The sequence below is a fragment of the Nocardia fusca NBRC 14340 genome, assembly GCF_001618425.1.
Lineage (GTDB): Bacteria > Actinomycetota > Actinomycetes > Mycobacteriales > Mycobacteriaceae > Nocardia > Nocardia fusca.
The window spans coordinates 39127-57650 of sequence record NZ_BDCU01000070.1 but is presented as its reverse complement, the minus strand read 5'-3'; the positions used below and the strand labels follow the sequence as shown (position 1 = coordinate 57650).

Annotated in this window: 18 protein-coding genes; 5 read left to right on the top strand and 13 right to left on the bottom strand. The window is 69.0% G+C overall.

From position 1 onward, the window contains the following. The 4 genes from NF4_RS35185 to NF4_RS35170 all read right to left on the bottom strand — a co-directional run. Positions 1-1110, bottom strand: a 1110-nt coding sequence (locus tag NF4_RS35185) for a branched-chain amino acid ABC transporter permease (protein WP_232330798.1), incomplete at its 3' end; no start/stop codon positions are given. Then, entirely contained in the window at positions 1107-1988 is an 882-nt protein-coding gene (locus NF4_RS35180) for a branched-chain amino acid ABC transporter permease (RefSeq protein WP_084533825.1), read from the bottom strand. The genes NF4_RS35185 and NF4_RS35180, both read right to left, overlap by 4 nt. Further along, positions 1985-2716, bottom strand: coding sequence for an ABC transporter ATP-binding protein (locus NF4_RS35175; protein WP_063131708.1), 732 nt, complete (start codon positions 2714-2716; stop codon positions 1985-1987). Before NF4_RS35175 ends, NF4_RS35180 begins: the two co-directional genes overlap by 4 nt. Further along, positions 2713-3471: an ABC transporter ATP-binding protein gene (locus NF4_RS35170; protein ID WP_084533824.1), complete on the bottom strand. Its 759-nt coding sequence runs from the start codon at positions 3469-3471 to the stop codon at positions 2713-2715. Before NF4_RS35170 ends, NF4_RS35175 begins: the two co-directional genes overlap by 4 nt. Positions 3472-3701: 230 nt before the next feature. Between NF4_RS35170 and NF4_RS35165 the strand changes: the two genes are divergently transcribed. Together NF4_RS35165 and NF4_RS35160 are read left to right on the top strand one after the other, a co-directional pair. Then, positions 3702-5021: a PucR family transcriptional regulator gene (locus NF4_RS35165; RefSeq protein ID WP_063131706.1), complete on the top strand. Its 1320-nt coding sequence runs from the start codon at positions 3702-3704 to the stop codon at positions 5019-5021. Between the two features lie 237 nt (positions 5022-5258). Next, positions 5259-6515, top strand: coding sequence for a cytochrome P450 family protein (locus NF4_RS35160; RefSeq protein ID WP_063131705.1), 1257 nt, complete (start codon positions 5259-5261; stop codon positions 6513-6515). 15 nt (positions 6516-6530) lie between these two features. Here NF4_RS35160 and NF4_RS35155 read toward each other — a convergent pair whose 3' ends face one another. Next, a complete protein-coding gene (locus tag NF4_RS35155) occupies positions 6531-8132 on the bottom strand; it encodes an alkaline phosphatase D family protein (protein WP_063814806.1) in 1602 nt (533 codons plus the stop codon). 541 nt (positions 8133-8673) lie between these two features. Between NF4_RS35155 and NF4_RS35150 the strand changes: the two genes are divergently transcribed. The 3 genes from NF4_RS35150 (at position 8674) to erm (ending at position 12621) form a co-directional block, all read left to right on the top strand. Next, on the top strand, positions 8674-10335 hold the full coding sequence (locus tag NF4_RS35150) for a tetratricopeptide repeat protein (RefSeq protein WP_157120771.1): 1662 nt from the start codon (positions 8674-8676) through the stop codon (positions 10333-10335). Between the two features lie 124 nt (positions 10336-10459). Further along, entirely contained in the window at positions 10460-11431 is a 972-nt protein-coding gene (locus NF4_RS35145) for an MFS transporter (protein ID WP_269749678.1), read from the top strand. A gap of 359 nt (positions 11432-11790) precedes the next feature. Next, positions 11791-12621, top strand: a complete 831-nt coding sequence (gene erm, locus NF4_RS35140; protein ID WP_063131703.1) for a 23S ribosomal RNA methyltransferase Erm — start codon at positions 11791-11793, stop codon at positions 12619-12621. Between the two features lie 67 nt (positions 12622-12688). On the opposite strand, the gene thpD is transcribed toward erm, so the two are convergent. The 8 genes from thpD to NF4_RS35100 form a co-directional block, all read right to left on the bottom strand. Beyond that, entirely contained in the window at positions 12689-13558 is an 870-nt protein-coding gene (gene thpD, locus NF4_RS35135) for an ectoine hydroxylase (protein ID WP_063131702.1), read from the bottom strand. Between the two features lie 18 nt (positions 13559-13576). Continuing rightward, positions 13577-13972: an ectoine synthase gene (locus NF4_RS35130; protein ID WP_063058599.1), complete on the bottom strand. Its 396-nt coding sequence runs from the start codon at positions 13970-13972 to the stop codon at positions 13577-13579. A 17-nt stretch (positions 13973-13989) separates the two neighbouring features. After that, the gene (ectB, locus tag NF4_RS35125; RefSeq protein WP_063131701.1) at positions 13990-15249 is read right to left on the bottom strand and encodes a diaminobutyrate--2-oxoglutarate transaminase; all 1260 of its coding nucleotides are present in this window, start codon (positions 15247-15249) and stop codon (positions 13990-13992) included. Further along, the gene (gene ectA, locus NF4_RS35120) at positions 15246-15860 is read right to left on the bottom strand and encodes a diaminobutyrate acetyltransferase (protein ID WP_063131700.1); all 615 of its coding nucleotides are present in this window, start codon (positions 15858-15860) and stop codon (positions 15246-15248) included. Before ectA ends, ectB begins: the two co-directional genes overlap by 4 nt. Positions 15861-15953: 93 nt before the next feature. Further along, positions 15954-16421, bottom strand: a complete 468-nt coding sequence (locus tag NF4_RS35115; RefSeq protein WP_063131699.1) for a hypothetical protein — start codon at positions 16419-16421, stop codon at positions 15954-15956. Between the two features lie 3 nt (positions 16422-16424). Continuing rightward, entirely contained in the window at positions 16425-16682 is a 258-nt protein-coding gene (locus NF4_RS38935; protein ID WP_198165595.1) for a response regulator transcription factor, read from the bottom strand. A 160-nt stretch (positions 16683-16842) separates the two neighbouring features. Continuing rightward, positions 16843-17148: a hypothetical protein gene (locus tag NF4_RS35105; protein ID WP_084533823.1), complete on the bottom strand. Its 306-nt coding sequence runs from the start codon at positions 17146-17148 to the stop codon at positions 16843-16845. A gap of 213 nt (positions 17149-17361) precedes the next feature. After that, positions 17362-18471: a PP2C family protein-serine/threonine phosphatase gene (locus NF4_RS35100; protein ID WP_063131696.1), complete on the bottom strand. Its 1110-nt coding sequence runs from the start codon at positions 18469-18471 to the stop codon at positions 17362-17364. Positions 18472-18524 lie beyond the last annotated feature (53 nt).

Genomic DNA, 18524 nt, shown 5'->3' with positions numbered 1-18524 from the left:
GACGGCCGCGAATTCAGCTTCGACACCCCGGTACAGGTGGCCTCTGCGGCTTGACACGGTCATTGAGAGTCCGTTCCCCGCTCGGTGTCCGAGCCAGTGCGCCGCCCGGCCGACGAGTCCGGCCGCTCCATTCGGCGCGATGTACATGACCGCGATGATCAGCAGTCCGAAGACCACTCCCGGCGCGGCCTGATTGACGTCCTGGGCGACATTCGGGACGTACATGACGAACAGGCCGCCCAGCAGCGGCCCCCAGTACCCGCCGAGCCCGCCGACGACGAGCCCCGCGAGCAGCGTGATGGAGAGGGTGAGGGTGAACGAATCCGGTGACACATAACCGATCACCCAGATGTGGACACAGCCGGCGACGCCGGCGAACATCGCGCCCCAGGCGAAGGCCAGGGTCTTGTAGAACGCCGGCCGTACCCCCATCACCTCGGCGGCGATCTCGTTGTCCCGTACCGCGTGCAACGCCCGGCCCACCCGGGATCGCAGCAGACCGGCGACGAGCAGGTAGCTCACCACGGTGACCGCGAGCGCCAGGAAGTACAGCCACTGGTCCTCGGCCAGGCCGCTCCAGGCCGGCGGCCGCGGTGTGTCCAGGGTCAGCCCCATGGACCCGCCGGTCACCGATTCGAACCGTTTGAGCAGCGGAACCAGGAAGATCGCGATCGCCAGCGTGACGAGGGCGAGGTACAGTCCGCGCAACCGCAGCGCCGGAACACCGAGCGCGAGGCCGAGGACGAAGGACACCGCCGCCGCGGCCGGCAGGGTCACCGCGTACGGAACGTCCCAGCGGTCCATCAGGACCGCCGCGGTGTAGGCGCCGACCGCGAAGAACGCGCCGTGGCCCAGTGATATCTGCCCGGTATGCCCCACCAGCAGGTTCAGCCCGAGCAGCGCGACCGCGTAGACCATGGCCACCGACAGTTGGAAGGTATGGAACGGGGCCAGTTCGAACGGCGCCCAGCAGGCGGCCGCCAGCAGAACCGCCGCGGCGGGCCAGGACGCGCCGATCCGACCCGCCCGGACGCGCGGCGCTGCCCGCTCCGGGGCCGGAGCCACCCGATCCGCTCCCAGGGTGGAGTGACGAGATCCCATATCGCTCATACCCTTTCCACCGTCGCGGTGCCGAACAGCCCCTGCGGCCGCAGCAGCAGCACGCCGAGGATGATCACCAGCGGGACGCCGATCTTCAGTTCGGTGCCGATCACGTCGAGATAGGCGCCGGCCAGGGTCTCCGCGACACCGACGATCAGTCCGCCGGCCACCGCCCCGCCGGGACTGTCGAATCCACCGAGGGTGGCCGCCGCGAAGGCATAGATGAGGACCCCGCCCATCATGTTGGGTTCCAGGAACAGCAGTGGCGCCGAGAGCACGCCCGAGACCGCGCCGACGGCGGCGGCCAGCCCCCAGCCGAGCGCAAGTACGGTGCCGACCCCGATACCCACCAGCCGCGCCGATTGCGGGTTCGCGGCCACCGCCCGCATCGCCAGGCCGGTCCGGGTGCACCGGAACAGCAGGTACAGCAGTGTCATCACCGCCGAAACCACAACCAGAACGCCGAGGCTGCCGTAGCCGGCGGTGATACCGCCCAGCCGCAGCGAACCGTCCGGGAACGGGTTGGGAAAGGATTTCAGCTGATACGACCAGATCCAGCCCGCGGCCGCGTTCACGAAGAAGAACAGTCCGACGGTGACGATCACGAGGGTGAGTTCCGGGGCCCCCTCGACCGGCCGGATGACGATCCGCTCGATGAGCATGCCGCCGGCGAAGGATACGGCGACGGTGATGGGCAGCGCCGCCCAGAACGGCATCCCGCTCTCGACCAGCTGCCAGGCCAGGAATGCCGAGAACATGGCCAGTTCGCCCTGCGCGAAGTTGACGATGCCGGTGAACCGGTAGATGAGGACGAGCGCCAGCGCCATTCCGGCGTAGAGGGCGCCGGCGCTGAGTCCTTCGACGATCTGTTGCGCGAATCCGGTCACGGCCCCACCCGATATCCCAGGTAGGACTGTGCGACCTGGTCGTTCGCCGCGATCTCGGCGGCGCTGCCGGCCAGCACGATCCGCCCGCTCTCCAGGACACACGCCCGGTGCGCGGTACGCAGGGCCAGCGCGGCGTTCTGCTCGACCACGATCACGGTGGTGTGTTCCGCCGCGTTGATATCCCCCACGATGCGGAAGAGCTCCTGGGTCACCAGCGGCGCGAGGCCCAGCGAGGGTTCGTCCAGGAGCAGCAGCCGGGGTCTGGACAGGAGGGCGCGGGCGAGGGCGAGCATCTGCTGCTGGCCACCGGACAGCTGACCCGCTGTATCACGCAACCTCTCGCGCAGGACCGGGAAGTAGCCGAGGACCCGGTCCAGATCGGCTTCGATACCGGCGCGGCCGCGCCGGGCGTAGCCGCCCAGGCGCAGGTTTTCCGCCACGGTGAGCGGGGCGAAGGTGCCGCGCCCTTCCGGGACATGCGCGACCCCCATCCGCGCCAGTTTCTCCGGCGCCCGGCCCGCGACCTCGGTACCCGCCAGGGTCACCGATCCGCGGACCGCGATCATTCCACTGAGCGCACGGAGCAGGGTCGTCTTCCCGGCGCCGTTGGGCCCGAGTACGGCACACACCTCCCCCTCGGCGACCGACAGCCCGATTCCGTGCAGTACCCGGGCCGCGCCGTACCCCGCGGTGAGATCGGTGACCGTGAGCAGGGGTTCGGCGTTCATGCGGCCGTCCCCAGGTAGGCCGCGACGACGGCGGGGTCGCGCTGGACCGCCGCCGGCGCGCCGTCGGCGATGACCCGGCCGAAATCCAGGCAGACGACGCGCTCACAGAGCCCCATCACGAATCCCATATGGTGTTCGACCACGAGCACGGTGAGATCGAAATCGACGCGCAGGCCGGCGAGCAGCTCGGCGAACGCGCCGACCTCCCCGTGGCTCAGCCCGTTGACGGGTTCGTCGAGCAGCAGCAGGCGGGGTCCGGCGGCCAGCGCCCGGGCCAGTTCGATGCGTTTGAGCGTGCCGAAGGGCAGTCCGGCCGCGGGATGGTCGGCGACCTCGCGCAGCTCGAGGCGTTCGAGCAGACCGTCCACCTGGGCACGTAGTCGGCGTTCCTCGGATCGGACGGCCGGGAGGAAGAGTCCGGCGCCGAGGAAACCCGCGCGGGCACGGTGATGCGCACCGACGAGCACGTTGTCCCGCACGGACATACGGGTGAACAGCCCCAGGTTCTGGAAGGTGCGGGCGATGCCGAGCCCGGCCAGGAGGTCGGGGCGCACGGTCCGCAGATCGGTGCCCCGATAGCTCACGGTTCCGGAGGTGGGGGCGCAACGTCTGGTCAGGCAGTTGAACAGGGTGGTCTTCCCGGCGCCGTTGGGGCCGATGAGGCCGAGCATCGCCCCGGTGTCCACGGCGAATCCGACATCGTCGAGGGCTGTGATACCGCCGAATCGGACGGTGAGGCCGGATATGTCGAGCACAGTTCCTCCGGATGATGTGAGCGTGAGCGAAATCCTGTGTGACAGAGCACAGTCCGTCGGACCGGCTATGGGTCAGGCCAGCGTAAGAGTGGCCAGAATGAAACACATCAGCCTCCGCGTCCCAATTATCGACGGCGGAGTTGTCCACCGGGGACAAACGGCCTGGGCATAATTTGATACAAACACCCACTCGTGTTGACTTTCGTCGCGCGGCCGTGGACCATCCCTCTATGTCAGCTGGATCACAGACGGTCGACAGCCCACTTCCCGAGCGGGTGCGCATCGAGCGCACCCGGATCGCCGGCGGTATCTACGAACACGCCGACGAAATCGCCGACCTGGGCCTCTCCGCGATACTCGCGCACCTCCCCGGATATACCGGCCGCGACGCCGAATTCCACGCCGATGTGCACGAGCAGGTCGCCCGGCTGTGCCGTACCGGGCTGGGCGCGCTGCTGGACACCCGCCGCGTCACCGCCGCCGATCTCGCCGCCACCCGGCGCGCGGCCGTGCGCCGGGCCCGGTCCGGATTACCGCTGACCGACTACATCGCCGCGTTCCGCCTCGGCCAGCAGGCGTTCTGGAAGTCGCTGGTCGCCCACGCCGGCAACTCACCGGACGCCCGGGAGGCGACCCTGTCGATGGTCCTGCCGCTGACCCGGTACTGCGATCTGGTGAGCACCCACGCCACCCAGGCGTATCTGGAGTTCCAGCAGCACCGCTCGGCCGACGCGGGCCGCGACGGCCGCGAACTACTGGAATGCCTGCTCGGCGGCACGCTGCCCGATCGCGGGCCACTTCCGGCCACCGCGGCCGCGCACGGGATCGGGGTGGCCCACCCCGACCGCCTCGTCGTCGTCACCGCGGCGGTGTGCGCTATCCGGGAACACCGTGCCGACACCACCGGCACCGAGGCCGCGCACCGCGTCTCCACCGCACTCGCCCGTACCGCGGTCAACGGACACCGCACGCTGGCGGTGGTCCGCGACGCCGGCACGCGCGACCCCGAGATCGTCGCCGTCGCCGCCCTCGGCCCCACCGGGACCGCCGAGGAGCTGTGCGCCCGGCTGAAACGCACCCACGCGACCCTTGCCGGTGAGGGGATCACGACCGCCGTCGGCGTCAGCACCGTCAGCTCCAGGGTCGAGTACCTGCCCCGCGCCCGGCAGGAGGCCCGCGCCGCGCTCGACCTGCTCCCGGACGACGGCGGAGTGATGGCACTACCGGAGCTGAGCCCGTTCCGGTACCTGATGCTGCGCTCCGACGAGACCGCACGCAATCTGGTCGATCCACGGATCACTCGGACGCTCACCGAGGATCAGGCCAAGGGCGCGGTCCTCGCGGACACCATCCGCGCGTTCGCCGACGCCGATATGAACCTGCGCGAGGCGGCCGAGGCCCTGCGCATCCACCACAACACCGCCAAATACCGGCTGCGGCGCATCCAGCAACTCACCGGCCGCAATATCCGCAGTGTCACCGATCTGGTGGACCTGCTGGTCGCCCTCGAACTCCGGGCCACTCCCCGGCCGGCCGCCCGCGGTCTCTGAGCCGCGCCACACACCGGACGCGAGGGAGAACTGATCGCCGGCGCCCCCGCGGCAGGACCGGGCAGACGAGGCCGAAACGCTGGGCGGTTCGCATACAACTTCCGCGACGGCCTGGGTATCATCTCTCGCCAGACGCGAAAGGCGCACCGGCCGAGCGCTTTCGAGCAGGGGAACCCGCTACGGCCGATCTACAGTCGCGCCCGGATATCGGGCGCACGACCTCAGGGGGTACCTCTAATGACAGGGCCGACCCGGTTGCAGCCGGCGCACAGAGGCGGTAGGCATGCCGCCACCGAGACCAGCGAGTCCCGGATCCCCATCTACACCGCCGAGTTCGCCGCCGATCCACACGGTTGCTACCGGCGGATGCGCGCCCGGTACGGATCGCTGGCTCCGGTGGACCTCGCGCCCGGGGTGCCCGCCACCCTGGTCCTCGGCTATCGCACCGCCCTGCGCATCCTCACCGATCCCACTCATTTCCCGGCCGATCCGCGCGCCTGGCAGCAGAAGGTACCCGCCGGCCTGCCCATCGTCGCGATGATGCGCCATCGCCCGAATACGCTGCGCACCGACGATACCGAGCACGAGCGCTATCGTTCGGTGACGGTCGACGCACTCGCCGGTGTCGATCCGCACGCGCTGCGCGCGATGATCGCGCGCGCAGCGGTCGGCCTGATCAACGAGTTCTGCGCCGACGGCAGCGCCGATCTCCTCGACCGGTACGTCACACCGCTGGTGTTCCGGGTGCTCGGCGAATCGGTCGGTTGCCCGCCCGCTCTCGCCGACCGGCTGACGCCGGCGCTCACCGCCGTATTCGATATGCGTACCGACGAGGATGCCGCGGCCGAAACCGAGGCCGCCCTCGCCGAACTCGTCGCGGCCAAACGCGCCGAACCCGGTGACGACATCACGACCCGCCTCCTCGAGCATCCGGCACAACTGTCGGACGCCGAACTGGTCGACCAGTTGCTCGCCGTCTATCAGGCGGGGGTCGAGCCGACCCGGGATCTCATCGCCAATACGCTGCTGCTGATACTTCTCGACCCGCGGTTCACCACCAACCAGGTGGGGTTCGCACCGCCGACCCGGGCGGCGCTGGAGGAGGTGCTGGCGACCGACCCGCCGCTGGCACATCACAGCATCGTCTATCCCCCGCTTCCGGTGCTGATCGAGGATGTGTGGCTGCCCGCCGATCAGCCGGTGCTCGTCAGTCCGGCGGCCTGCCACGACGATCCCGAACGCACGGCCGCCCATCATTCGGCTCATGGCACGGATCTGGCCTGGGGCGCCGGCGCGCACGCCTGCCCGGCGCAGGCCCGGTCCCTCACCTACCTGCTCGCCGAAGAGGCCGTCGACCAGTTGCTGGACGCTCTGCCGGACCTACGCCCGGCATTCGGCCCGGACGAACCGGTCTGGCGGCCGGGACCGTTTCAGCGTGCGCTCACCGCCCTCCCGGTCACCTTCCCGCCTGCCCCGGGCATGACCGTCTGCTGACCCGGTGGCCGCTGGTCATCGCGCGTCCTCCGGCTGCCCGCCGGCCGCTGAGCCGGCCGGCCCCCGCCGCGCCGCCGGCCTGGACAGCGGTCGGTGATCCCAGGTCGGACGCACCCCCGGCACCGCGTCCTCGACCACATAGGAGGCGCGGGTCGAGATCGGCGCACCCGGACGGCTCACATAGGGCAGCACCCGGAAATCGGTGCGCCACGCCTGCGCGTCCACCTCGACCCGGGCGTAACCGCGCTGCCCGTTGCAGAACTTCAGATCGGGGTTGGCGGCGAGCAGTTCGGTGCCGCGGCCGCCGATATCGATACCGTCGCCGCCGCTGGTGATCGAGGTCCCGGTGAATTCCGCCGCCACCACCGGGGTGCGTGGGTCGGCGGGGTCGGCCCGTAGGTCGGCGGCGTAGTTCTCGTGCCGGTCTCCGGTGATCACCACCAGGTTGCGCACCGACCGCGCGGCGGCGGCCAGTACGGCGGCACGTTCGGCGGGATAGCCGTCCCAGGCGTCGGCGGACAGCACCGCGGCCGGCCCGGCCTCGTGATCGGTGCGACCGAGCACCACCTGATTACCCAGGACCTGCCAGCGCGCGGCGGAGTTCGCCAAACCGGCCACCAACCAATTCCGTTGGCGCGCTCCGAGTATCGAGTCACCGCGGCGGAACTGGCGGGTGTCCAGCATCGTGAACTCGGCCAGATCGCCGAATCGGTAGCGCCGGTGAATCCGGATCCGCGGACCGGAAGGCATCTGCGCCAGGCGCAGCGGCTGATGTTCGTACATCGCCTGGAACGCCGCTGACCGGCGGGCCCGGAAGATCGGCGCCAGCCGATCGCGATCCACCGATACGCGTGCCGCCTCGCCCGCCCAGTCGTCGGCCAGTTCGTGATCGTCCATGGTGATCAGCCACGGGAACGCGGCGTGCGCGCGCCGCAGCGCGGGATCGGCTTTGTACCAGGCGTAGTGCATTCGATAGCCGGCGAGGTCGCGTGGCTCGTGGCGCAGCCCGGGTTCGATCGGGGCGCCCGGGCGGCCACGTGTGATCGCATACTCGTAGAGGTAATCACCGAGGTGCACGACGAGATCCAGGTCTTCCGCGGCCATATGGTCGTAGGCTGTGTAGTGCCCGTCGTTCCATGCCTGGCAGGAGGCGAACGCGAAGCGCAACCGGTGGACCGGATGCCCGGAGGCGGGCGCGGTCCGGGTGCGGCCGATCGGGGAGATCACCGGCCCGGCCCGGAAGCGGTAGTAGTACCAGCGGGCCGGTTCGAGGCCGCGGACCTCCGGATGCACCGAATGTCCCAGGGCGCGGTCGGCGACGACGGCACCGCGGTGCACGACCTGCCGGAACCGGTCGTCGTGGGCGACCTCGTAATCGACGGTTACCGGCGCGCGGCTCATCCCGCCCGACCCATCCGGGGCGCCGGGGTCGGGAGCCAGCCGTGTCCACAGGACCACCCCGTCGGGGGTGGGATCACCGGAGGCGACCCCCAGCGTGAACGGATCACCCAGGTCCCGGGGCGCCCGGAACCGAGCGCTGCCCGCCGCCGTCGTTCCGGCGAGCAGCAAGGACGCCGCGGCGCCCCCGGCGAGGAAGCGCCTGCGTGTGGTGTCCATGTTTTATGGATCCCGCATCCGGCTGACCACCCCGTGGCGCCCGGATGACGACGCGGTGACCATCGGACGAGCGTTGCCGGACCTGTCGCGCGGCGGGCCCCGGACGGACGATAGGACGACACGGAGCTTCGCCTGGTGTAAAGTGTCGGTGTTCGCCGGTTCCCGGCCTCAATTCCTCCCGATCGAGTATTCCTCGATTTATGTGTAACCGACGGTTACACATAAATCGGGTGTCGTCGCTACCGGGCCAGGGACATGTTCTCTCACACCACCCGGAGCCACCGGTCCACATGACGACCGCCACCTCCGGGCCGTTCCGCCGCCCTCCACGCCGGTCGACGGCCCGTACCGAACGCCGGAACTCGCCATCGGGCAGGCGAACGTGTTGTCGCCCACCGAATCGGCCCCCGCGCGAGGGATCCGGCTAGTACGGTATAGCCACCGCATTGCTGCGGGGTCAACGGGAGCGGTGGGAAAGGCGGGGCAGGATATGTTCGATCCGGTATCGTCGTCGACCGGAGTTGTTCCATCGCAGGCTGATATGCCCGCTTCGGCACCGCGTGCCGGACAACTACCGAGGTATCTGCGCCGGGTGCGCCTCGATGCCACACCGTTGCTGACGGGCGACACGCTCGACACGCCGACCGCCACAGGGGCCCCGACGGACCCACTCACCGACGATCCGGCCCTGGCGTTCCGCTATCGCAGCGCCGAACCGATCGACTGGGAGGGCACGACGGTCCACCCGCTCTACAGCGAGCAGTTGTCCACCGCGACAGCGGCACTCACGGTCACCCTGCTGTCGGCCACGCCGCCCGCCGGACTGACCGGCGTCGGCATCGGCCTGTCCATGGTGGACGGGTACATCGATATCGACGGTCGCCGGCTGGCCGGTGTCGACATCTGGCGCGACGCCCTGGAGCGGGGGATCACCTTCGATCTGACCGCGAACTCCCCCGGCGCGCTCTTCGTGCTGACCCCGGTCTGGGCCGATGCCACCGGGGAACCGCAGTCCTGGTCGGGAAATTACGGCATCGTGGTCGAACGCACCGATAACGGCCGCACCGTGCTGTGGTGCAGTATGGGCGAAGGACCACCGCATTTCGCGGATCTGGTGGTCGAGGTCCGCAGTACTCCGCTGGATTCGCATCCGCGGCTGTTCACCCGGGGGACAGGCGTCGTGCCGTCGGTATCCGTGCCCGCCACGCGCGACGCGTCCGGCGGGGGAAGGATTCCGCGCCCGGCCACCGTCGGTACGACCACGGTCCCCGCCGTCCCGGGGCATCGCGCCGCGAGCTTCGGTCGCCCCGTCGCGGACAGCGGCGAACCGGAAGGCTACCCGTGCAGTCTCGCGGATCTGGTCCTGCACTCTCCGGACGTCGGCGGTGTCGATATTCTCATCGAGCCCCTGGACGGCACCGACGAATTCTTCGACTACTCGTCGCTCTTCGACGAACCGGTCCCCGATCCCCTGCCCGCGCTCACGTTTTCCGGTCCGGCGACGCTGCTCACCGGCCCCGAACAGTGGTATCTGCGGAACTTCGAGGGCAATACGAACGCCGATCCGGCCGCCACCCACGGCTGGGCCGACTCTCCGGACCAGACCGGCCTGGTCCCGGTGATCAGCGGGGAGCACCTGCCGGATTACGGCCCGGAACCGGTCCGGGAGCCACGCACCGGCGGCGAACCGTCCGTATTCCCGCTGCCCGCTGCCTATTTCACCGCGCCACGAGCAGCCCACGGCATCCAGGAGGACGAACCGACGGCCGCCGGTGACGAGTCCTCGGCGGCCGATACCATCGCCGACGGTTCACTCGCCCCGTTTCCGGCCGACGACAGCGCAGCCGCCACCGGCAGCCCGGACCGGCTCTACGATCTCGGCGCGGCCCGGTGCGCGGCGGGAGACGACGAGCAGGCCGCGCGGTGGTGGGCCGAAGCCGCCGACGCCGGGCATCTGGGCGCCGCCTACGATCTGGGCGCACTCTATTACCGGCACGACGAATTCGATGCCGCGCAACGCTGGTGGCGGGTCGCGGCCGGGCGCCGGCACATCCGGTCCATGGCGTGCCTCGCCGATCTGCTCGAGCAACGCGGCGCCGTCCCCGAGGCCCGGATGTGGCGGACCCAGGCCGTCGCCGAAGAGGTCATCGCCAATGCCGCCCAGACCACAGACTCCTTCGCGGTACCGACCGCGGGCCGGTGAACGACGGCGAGCGGGCATTTCCACGGGCACCGATCATTTTCGGCGGCCGCGGCGGTCAGAGGTGGTGATACTTCCGGCAGGTCACCCCTTGACCTGAACCAATGTCGACGGGACGACGACCGGTATCTCCCATCTGGTCACCTCGGTGGCCAGTGCGCTGCTGGTCGGCTGGAACGGCATGCTGGGCGTGCTGATACTGGCCGTCATCGTGCTCACCGTCGCGGTGGTGCACCTGCGCGGTGTGACACTGCCGGAATCGCTGGCCCACGCCGCCGCCGCGGGCGAACCGCAACGGGTCGATCTGCGCGGGACCGTCCGCGTCATCCGCGGGATCCCCGGTATGGTCCCGCTGATCGTGTTCTCGGCGTTGAACAATCTGCTGTTCGGCGGGCTCATGGCCCTGATGGACCCGTACGCGCTGTCGATGATGTCGGTCCAGGCGTGGGGCGTCATCTGGGGGGCACTCAGCGCGGTGATGATCATCGGCGGTCTGCTGGTGGCCCGCACCGGGACGTCGTCGAACCCGGTGCGGTTGATCCTGCTCGTCAATCTGGCCCTGTGGACGGTCATGCTGATCTTCCCGATCCAGGATTCCGTCCTGCTGCTGATCGGCGGAATGGCCGTGTTCATGGTGCTCATGCCGTTCGCGGAGGCGGCCGAGCAAACCGTGCTGCAGAAGGTCGTGCCCTATCAGCGCCAGGGCCGGGTCTTCGGCTTCGCGCAGAGCGTCGAACAGGCCGCCTCGCCGCTCACCGCCTTCCTGGTCAGCCCACTGACCCAGTTCTTCTTCATCCCGTTCATGACCGCCGGGCCGGGCGCCCGCTCGATCGGCGGCTGGTTCGGCACCGGTGAGGCCCGCGGTATGGCACTGGTCTTCGTACTGCTGGGTCTGCTCGGTCTGCTCTTCACCGGCTACGCGCTGGGCAGCCGGCACTACCGGCGGCTGAGCCGTAGCTTCCGCGCCGGTGCGGATGCCGCGGCGACGGCCGGCGCGGCGGGCCCGGCCACCCCGGTCGACCCCGGACTCGCGGAACTGGGCGCCCTGCCCGACCGGCGGCACGACATACCGTGCCCGCAGCGCGCGGGCACCGTCTGATCTCTCGCGGTGACGAGCCTGCCGGCTCGGCGGCCGGCGCCACCGGAAATTCGGTGGACCGGTCTCCCGGGCCTGCCTAGGGTATGGCCCCATGGGATCTTTGGGCAGCAACGGAGTGTGCGCGGTCGGCGCGTACTACATCCGGCAGCGCACGGCAGCTCGGACTCTGCCGGTGCACCCCACACTCCGCTGACCGATCCGGGCAGTCTCCACCGCGGGACCGCTCGGCGGTAAACGGCGCCGGTTCACTCGGACCGGCGCCGCGCGATCGTTCGGCGCCATTGCGCGCCACCTCCTGCCCCGGCATGGGTCCGGGCGAATCAGCGTCTGTCGATTCGGCCCACTCTTCGGAGGACCCCATGTCCCGCCCTGCCCCGGGTCCGCGTGCCCGCATGTCCGCGACCCGCAAGCGGCTGTCCCAGAATTTTCTCACCGACCCCCGGATCGCTCGCCGTATCGTGCGGGCCTCCGGTATCGGCCGCGACGATCTCGTCCTCGAGATCGGTCCCGGTGACGGTATGCTCACCCGCCATCTACTGTCCGCCGCGGCCCGAGTGGTGGCCTACGAGAAGGATCCGCACTATGCCCGCCGGCTCGGCATCCGGTACGGCGGTGACCGCCGTATCCAGGTGCGGAACCAGGATTTCCGCTCGGTCGTCGCGCCGCGCGAACCGTTCGCCGTGGTCGCCAACATCCCGTTCGCGGTGAGCACCGATATCGTGCGCTGGTGCCTGGCCGCGCCGCGGCTGACCTCGGCGACACTGCTCACCCAATACGAATTCGCACGCAAGCACAGCGGCGACTACGGCCGATGGACCAAATTGACCGTCACCCACTGGCCGGAGTCGGAACTGACGCTGGGCGAACGGATCGACCGCCGGGAGTTCTTCCCGATTCCGCGGGTGGACGGCGCGGTGCTGCACATCGTGCGGCGTCCCACTCCGCTTCTGCCCGCCGCGTCCCACGCGCAGTACCGGCGCCTGGTCGAACTCGGTTTCTCCGGCGTCGGCGGGTCGCTCGCCGCCTCGTTGCGTCGCGTCCACCCCGCCCGCGTGGTGGCCGCCGCGTGTGCCGCCGCCGCGATACCGACCGATGCGCCGGTGGGCCTGGTGCCGCCGGACGCGTGGCTCACGCTCTATCGACGGCTGCACGACACGCGCGATCCCGGCCCGGGCACCGCGCGCCACTGACCCGGACACGACGACGGGGACGAACCCCGAATGGATTCGTCCCCGTCGCCCTGGGCAACTGTCCCGTCTACACCGGCGTGAACTCGCGGTCGGCGATATACGTCGGCCGCCGGGCCGGCGCGGCGAACGGTTCCTCCAGCGTGTTCTCGACACTGTTGAACACCAGGAAGATATTCGACCGCGGGAACGGCGTGATGTTGTTGCCCGACGCGTGCATGATGTTCGAGTCGAACAGCAGCGCCGAACCGGCCGCACCGGTGAACTGGGTTATCCCGTACTTATGGGCCAGGTCGGTGATATCGGCCTTGGTCGGCACTCCGATCTCCTGCTCACGCAACGACTCCCGATAGTGGTCCGCCGGCGTCGCACCCTGGCAGGGCACGAATGTCCGGTGCGACCCCGGCATCACCATCAGGCTGCCGTTGTACGGGTAGTTGTCGGTCAACGCGATGGACAGGCTCACCGCCCGAGGCACTGGCATCCCGTCCTCGGCATGCCAGGTCTCGAAATCGGAATGCCAATAGAAACCGGTGCCGAATCCGGGCAGATAGTTGACCCGGCTCTGGTGGATGTACACATCCGATCCCAGTACCTGCCGGGCCAGGTCCACGACCCGAGGTTCCCGCACCAGCTCCGCCACCGCCGGACTCAGTTTGTGCACCTCGAATACCGAGCGCACCTGCTGCGACGATTTCTCCACGATGAGCCGGTCGTCACCCCGCAGATCCGGATCGCTTGCCAGCCGGTCGATCTCGGCGGCGTACTCGGCCACCTCCTCGGGGGTCAGCAAGCGATCCATGATCGCGAAACCGTCGGTATCGAACGCAGCCAGCTCCGCGTTGCCGATCCGGCCCCACACAGTCGCGTCGTGCCGCTCCTGCAGCGGCAGACGCTCGGCGGTTCTGGTCGGATAGCGATCGATCCGATTGTCTACCAACGTCGTTCGTCCTTCCTCTCAGTCGGCCGGAACGGCGATCAACGGATAAACGCCGTTCTCGTCGTGCACCTCCTGCCCCGTGACAGGAGGATTGAACACGCACAGCATCCGCATCCGTGTCCGGGTCCGCACCTCGTGCTTCTCGTGCCCGTCGAGCAGGTACATGGTGCCCGGGGCGAGGTCATAGGTGCGGTCGTTGGTCAGGTCGTGGAGGGTGCCCTCACCCTCGACCAGCCAGACCGCTTCCACATGGTTCTGATAGTGGAAGACGTGAGAGGTGCCGGCTTCGATGGTCGTCTCGTGAAACGAGAACCCGACTCCATCACCGCCCAGCACGATCCGCTTGCTCCGCCAGTTCTCGGCGCCGACATCGCGGTGGGTGCCGGTGATCTCCTCGGTGGTGCGCACGATCATCGGTGGTCTTTTTCCTTTCAGCTGCAGATGGTTTCGACGGCGTCGCTCAGAATGTGCAGGCCCTGGTCGAGTTCGTCGTCGGCGATCGTCAGCGGCGGGAGCAGTTTGACCACTTCGTCGGACGCACCCGAGGTCTCGGCCAGCAGGCCACGTTCGAACGCGACCTGGCAGACCTTTCCGGCCTGCGAGGCGTCGTCGAAGACCAGCCCGTGCACCAGGCCACGGCCCCGAGTGGACACCCCCGGAACGGCCCCGGCGATCTCCTCGAGCGCCGTGGCCACCCGCTTGCCCTTGGCGAGGGTGGACTTCTCCAGTACATCATCGGACCAGAAGTGCTCGAGCGCTACCTGCGCGGTGGTGAAAGACGGATTGTTACCGCGGAAAGTGCCGTTGTGCTCACCGGGTGACCACACATCGTGCTCCGGCTTGAACAGCACCAGCGCCATCGGCAGGCCGTAACCACCGACAGACTTGGACAGCGTCACGATATCGGGGGTGATACCGGCCGATTCGAAGGAGAAGAACGGGCCGGTCCGGCCGCAACCCATCTGGACGTCGTCGACGATGAGCAGGATGCCACGGGCGGCGCACAACGAGGCCAGATGCCGCAGCCATTCGTCGCGCGCCAGGTTCACCCCGCCCTCACCCTGCACGGTTTCCACGATGACGGCCGCCGGGCGGTCCATACCGGAGGACGAATCGTCGAGCACCCGTTCCATCCACAGGAAATCGGCGGTGGCGCCGTCGAAGTAGCCGTCGTACGGCATCGGGGTGGCGTGGTTGAGCGGGACGCCGGCGCCCGCCCGCTTCATGGCATTACCGGTCACCGACAGTGCGCCCAGCGTCATCCCGTGGAAGGCGTTGGTGAAGCTCATGATGGTCTGCCGGCCGGTCACCTTACGGGCCAGTTTGAGGGCGGCCTCGACCGCGTTCGCCCCGGTCGGTCCGGGAAACTGCACCTTGTAGTCCAGGCCGCGGGGCGCCAGCAGGGTGTCGCGGACGGTCTCGAGTAGTTTGCGCTTGGCAACCGTCGACATATCCAGGCCGTGCGTGATTCCATCCCCGGCGATGTAGTCGATCAGTGCCGATTTCAGCACCGGGTTGTTGTGTCCGTAGTTGAGCGCACCCGCCCCCGCGAAGAAATCGAGAAAATCTTTACCGGACTCATCGCGCAGCCAGGCGCCCTGCGCGGTCTCGAAGACCGTCGGCCAGGAACGGCAGTAACCTCGGACATTCGATTCGATTTCGTCGAAGATCGTCGTTTCGGCGGCAATCATGAGTGTTCCCTTTCGGTTTTACGGGCGATCGGGGAAATGTGGTAGAGGTCCTCGGCGGCATGGCTGTCCGGAAAAATATCCGGCTCGAACAGCGCGCTGCGCACCATGTCGGCGCCACGGCGGCGGGCCAGCGACGCGAACATGGCGATGGAGGCGGGATTATCGGGGGAAACGGTGGTCTCCAGCGCCTCGACGGCGCCGCCGGCCGGATGACCGGGCGCGGTGACGGTGGAAACCAGCCAGTCCAGCATGGCGACCCCCAGGCCGCGGCCACGCTGGTCGGCGTCCACGGCGACCTGCCAGACGAACAGGGTGCCGGGCGCTTCGGGTCTCACATAGCCGGTCACGAATCCGACCACTCGGCTTTCGCTCTCGACGACTACCGATGTGGCGGCGAAATCGCGACACCACAGCAGATAGGCGTAGCTCGAATTGACATCCAGAACTTGCGACTCGTCGGCGATCTGCCACAGTCGCGCGGCGTCGGTGATCCGCGGTGCCCGCAGGACCACGCCGCTACTGGCGGGCTCCGCATCGGTCGCGGTGGATGAAGTGGCCGAGCCGTTGCCGGCAGTGCCAGCGGTCTGCGTGGACTCAGTTTGTAAAGACATACAACTCCGATGTCTGCGTGCAGTACTTTCCCAGGCTCACGAATTAACTGCGAGGCGACTGGTCGAGCTCATTACGATCGTGTTACAGGCGTGTTAAATGGTCCCTTCCTTGAATAACCGGAATTCGGAGATCGAAACGCCCGATTCGGCGCGGCGCTCCTCACAATCCACCCCACCGGGGCCTGCGGCCGCTGCCCCGGCAGCCGGAGACGGGCCCGTGCCGGGATGGGGGCAACGGCGGCCCGCGGTCACCGCTCCACGCGACACCGGCGAATCGGTGAACAACGGGCCCGGGTCGGCGGCCGCCGCGGCCACCCGCTGCACCTGCCGCGACCCATCCTCGCGACGCCGGTCCAGTAGATCCACAGCAGTGGGCGGCGCGCTCAGGGGGGTGCGGAGTTCGTGACGCAGGTCACCGGAGGGCCGCAGTAACCGGCGGACGCGAGCACGGGTGGCCGTCGCCGCTTCGGCGGGCCCCCCGGCAGCGGCGCCCACCTGGTTGCGCAGCTTCCGGCCACCCGTATCGAGTCCGATACGAGTCGCGCTCGTCGCGCTGCCCATGAGCTAGCGCTGGGCGTCCAGCCGGTGACCGAGACCGGGGACGGCCGCCGCGGTTCGCGGGCCGGAGAGATCCCGCTCGGCCCTGCCGCCGGGTCTGCGGTCGGCGATCGTCACGGCCGGAACGCCGATCGCACACAGATAGGTGAGCGCGTCCTCGGCTTCCTCGGCCACCGCGACGTCGTAGCCCTCGTTCTCCACGGCCGGGCGCACAGCACCCCGGACCCGCTCGCCGTCTTCCACGATCATCAGGTTCGCGCTCAATATTCAATCCCTTGCAGACGCACGTGGCGTGCCGCGGCGCGGGTTTCGCATCCCCGTACCGACGCGACAGCCCGCTACTCAGCTTACTCGAGCAACCTTTCGGTTATACGAATAGCCAGAAGGCCTACCGGGTAAACCCCCAGAGTGAAATGCCTCACGTTCAGATATCGCCGACGCGTTCCAAGCGGAAGAAATTGCTGGGCGTGCCGTCCGGACGCATCTCCTGGTACCGGAAGTTCAGTTTCCGGGCGTCGAAGGTGGCGAACCAGTCCGCCCAGCTGACCGGCTGCAGTACCGCACCGCCGTAGTGCGGAAAATCCAAGCGCAGAACGCCCACCTCGCCGTCGTACTGACTGCCGGGTGTCGTCGCCGGGTTCGCACCACGCCGCTGAGCCCATTGGCGGATGACCTCATGATTCGTGGTGACCATGGTTGTTCCGGGAGCGGCGGACAGGCCACCCTTCATGACGAACCTCCTTGCGGTAGGTGCGTACGTGCTCTCCCGGCACGGCCTCGGTAGCCGCACCGGCTTTCCCGTCTTGTACCCGACTTCGCACTCTTGCAAACACGGCGGACACCGAGATGTCCGCCGTGTCCGCCGCCCCGTCCTCACCCGGGGCCGCCGCCGCAGCGACCGGTTCACCGCGTTGCCCGAGGTTTGCCGAGGACGGCTATCGGATCATCCGGCGGCGGGAATCGGGGTCAGCGCGACTGTGATGTTATCGCTGCCACCACAGACGACGGCGTAGTCTACGAGCGCCCGCGCGCCCTCGGCGATCGGCACGCCGAGCACCCGCCGCGCCAGATCGGCCGCGCCGGGCAGATAGTTCCACAGCCCGTCGGTGCACAGCAGGAGCAATCCGGGTGTATCCACGTAATAGGTACGGATACTGTCCCCTGACCACGGCTGCTGACCGGCGTCGGCCCCCAGCCAGCGCATCAGGGTGTGCGCCCGGGGGTCGGCCATGGCGGCTTTCTCGTCCATGGCGCCGGCTTCCACCAGCGTCTGCGCCCACGAATCGTCCAGGGTGAGCTTCTGCGACCCGGCCAGCAGCTCCGGATGGCCCGGTCGAGCCGGTTGCTGGGCCGCGGGCTCGCCGGCCGCCAGCCAGTAGGCACGGCTGTCGCCGATATTCGAGACGGTGATCGAGATACGCCCCCCGGTTTCGGTGCGCACGATCGCCGAGACATAGGTGCACGACGGTGCGTCGCCATCGGGGCCGACCAGATTGCGCACCGCCTCCGAGGCCGCCGCCATGCCCGCGGCGGTCGCCTCCTCGGCCGTACGATCACCGGCCAGCGCCGCCACACACGCATCGACCCCGGTGCGCACGGCAGTGCCCGAGGCGGCCTGCGGATCCGGCGAGGAGGAGACTCCGTCGCAGACCACCAGCACGATGGTGCCCGGCTCCCCGTTCTCGTCCGGCACCACCGCGGCGGCCACGGCATCCTCGTTGCGCGCGTGCAGGATTCCGCGATCGGTGACCAGACCGGCGACACCCAGATCGGCCTCGAACCGGTCCTGGACGCGATGTGGGTGCTCACAGGTGGGACAGCGCGGGCCCCGGCTCTGCGTCCCGCAGTTCACGCACACCACTTCGGCGAGCTCGTCGTCCGGCAGGGCGATGCGGTGGACGCCCGAGCCCAGCGACTGCCGCGGCACGGTCGCTTCCGCGGCGGCGGCACGGCGCCGGGTATCGAATGTTTCCCGCACTCGCGGTACCGGCTCGGTCACCGCGTCGAGAATATCCGCCGGGTCGGCGCCTCCGGCGTTCGCGTCAGGGTTCATCCGGCCGCCACATTCATGAGTAGTTTCCGGTGCTCGCCGATCCGGACGAACCG